1 protein-coding gene is annotated in these 2,898 nt (G+C 71.5%); it reads left to right on the top strand.

The window, feature by feature from the left end:
- The first annotated feature begins 145 nt into the window (after positions 1-145).
- The gene (gene secD, locus DQW06_RS28275) at positions 146-2,803 is read left to right on the top strand and encodes a protein translocase subunit SecD (RefSeq protein ID WP_013155075.1); all 2,658 of its coding nucleotides are present in this window, start codon (positions 146-148) and stop codon (positions 2,801-2,803) included.
- Positions 2,804-2,898: the final 95 nt, after the last annotated feature.

Genomic DNA, 2,898 nt, shown 5'->3' on the forward strand with positions numbered 1-2,898 from the left:
GACCTGGACGCCCCCGGGGAGCTGCCGCCGACACGGGCTCCCCCTCCCACCGCGAACACCGCCATCTGACCATCCCCGCGCGTACCCCCCTGTCTCCGGCGTGCGTCGGGATCACCCGTATTCGCAGTGAAGAGGTACCAGGTCCTTGTCCAGTCAAACGGGAGCGGGCGCGCGTTGGACACGCGCCCTCATCTCCCTTCTCGTCATCCTCGTCGCGTTCGGCGCGGCGTGGTTCATCCCGCCGCGCCTGGGGCTCGACCTCAGCGGCGGCACACAGATCGTCCTGGAGACCCAGGACGGCCCCGAGGGCACACCCGCCAACTCCGAGAACACCGACCAGGTCGTCGAGGTGCTGCGCCAGCGCATCGACCGCCTGGGCGTGTCCGAGGCGACCATGTCGCGCTCGGGCGAGAACCGGATCATCGTCGAACTGCCCGGTGTGCAGGACCCGGCGGAGGCCGCGCAGATCATCGGCCAGACCGCCCAGTTGTCCTTCCACCCCGTGCTGGGCGTGGGCCAGGCCGGCGGCCAGGGCGTGCAGGCGCCCGCCCCGGGCGACTCCGCCAACGCCCCGCAGGCCACCGCGGACGAGGCGCGCGCCCCGTCCGACGCCGCGGCCGAGGGCGGTGACGAGGCCGCCGAGGGCGGCGGCGGGGAGATGACCCAGGAGCAGCTCGAAGAGCTCATGGCTCAGCAGGGCGGCATGGGCGGCCAGCAGCCCCCCGCCGGCCCCAGCGCGGAGAACCCCGAGGACGTCGTGATGACGCTCCCCGACTCCGACGGCACCCAGCTCCAGCTCGGCGAGACCGCCATCAAGGGCGACCAGGTGGCCAGCGCCGAGGCCGCGCTGGACAGCGTCAACCGCGCGCAGTGGACGGTCAACGTCAACTTCCGCGGCGAGGGCGCCGACCAGTGGACCGCGCTGACCGCCGACGCCGCCTGCTACGAACAGGGCGACCCGCGCCGCCGCGTGGCCATCGTGCTGGACGGGCAGATCATCTCCGCCCCGGAGGTGAACCCGGAGTTCTCCTGCGACGTGGGCATGCCCGGCAACACCACCACCATCACCAGCCCCGACTTCACCAGTGAGACCGCCAACGACCTGGCCGTGCTGATCGAGGGCGGCTCGCTGCCGCTGCCGGTCACCGAGGTCCAGCGCCAGACGGTCGGCCCGACCCTGGGCGCCGAGGCCATCCAGGCCAGCGCCGTCGCCGCGATCCTGGGCCTGGCCTTCACCACGCTCTACATCACGCTGGTCTACCGGCTGGTCGGCTTCCTGGCCGCCCTGGCCCTGGGCTTCTACACGCTCATCGCCTACGGCGCCCTGGTCGCCATCAACGCCACACTGACGTTGCCGGGCCTGGCGGGTTTCGTGCTGGCGATCGGTATGGCCATCGACGCCAACGTGCTGATCTTCGAACGCACACGTGAGGAACACCAGCGCCAGGCGAAGGTCTACGAGGCCAACAAGTCCGCCGGGCTGCGGGACGCCACCGAGGACGAGGCGGCCAAGGCCGAGTCCGGGGTGCTCACCCGCAAGCGGCGCCGGGCGGTGCCGCCGAGCCTGGAGAAGGCGTTCGTCGTGGGCTCCCGCAAGGCGTGGAGCGCCGTCCTCGACACCAACATCACCACGCTCATCGCCGCCGCCCTGCTGTTCTTCTTCGCCTCGGGCACCGTGCAGGGCTTCGGCGTGACCCTGAGCATCGGCACCCTCGTCTCGATGTTCTCCGCGCTGGTCATCGCGCGCGTGTTCGTCGAGTGGGCGGTGCGGCGCGCGGTCGTGCGCAAGCACCCGGCCGTCAGCGGCCTGAACCGCATCGGCGGCGTCCGCACCTGGCTGGTCGAGAAGAACCCCGACCTCATGGGCCACCGCGCCAAGGGTCTGATCGTGGCGGGTCTGATCGTGGCGGCCGCGGTCGCCGCGCCACTGATCCGCGACACCAACCTCGGTGTGGAGTTCACCGGCGGCCGCGTGCTGGAGTACGAGGTCACCAGCGGGGAGGGCGTCTCGGTCGACGAGGCCCGCTCCGTCATCTCCGCGCTGGACTTCCCCGGCTCGGACACGGCCGTGGTCCAGGAGTCCGGTGACGGCGACATCTCGGTGCGCACCGGCAGCATCTCCGACGACGACGCGGCCCGGATCGCCGACGCCCTGGGCGAGCAGACCGGCGGCGTGGAACTGGTCAGCGACGAGCTGATCGGCCCGAGCATGGGCGACGAGCTGCGCAACCGCGCGCTGATCGCCCTGGGCGCGGCCCTCGCGCTCCAGATGGTCTACCTGGCCTGGCGCTTCCGCTGGTCGTTCGGCGTGTCCACCATGCTGTCGCTGGCCTTCAACCTGGTCCTGGTGATCGGGCTGTTCATCTGGCTGGGCAAGCCGATCGACGGCGTGTTCCTCGCCGCGCTCCTGAGCGTCATCGGCTTCTCCGTCAACGACACGGTGGTGGTGTTCGACCGGGTGCGCGACGAGTGGGCCCGGGACGAGAGGTCGAAGTTCTCCGAGATCGCCAACCGCGCGGTGCTCAACACCCTGCCGCGTACCGTCAACACCTCCATCGGCGCGCTGATCATCCTGGGCTTCCTGACCTTCCTCGGCGGGTCCTCGCTCCAGGACTTCTCGATCGCCATGCTGGTGGGTCTGGTGACGGGCGTCCTCTCGACGATCTTCGTCGCCGTCCCGCTGGCCATCTGGCTCCAGAGGTGGGACAGGACCGACCCGCCGCACGTGGTCAAGGAGCGCAAGGCCAAGCAGAAGGTGGCCGCCAAGGCCGCCCGCGAGGCCGACGACGGCGCCGTCGTCTAGCGCCGCCCAGGGTTCCCGGCCCCGCGGCCGGGAACCCGCCGCGTCTCACACGGTCCGCCGCGCCGCCCCCGGGTGGCGCGGCGGACCGGAAGGGG

Source organism: Nocardiopsis sp. TNDT3, from assembly GCF_003427465.1.
In the GTDB taxonomy this organism is placed as follows: Bacteria; Actinomycetota; Actinomycetes; order Streptosporangiales; family Streptosporangiaceae; genus Nocardiopsis; species Nocardiopsis dassonvillei.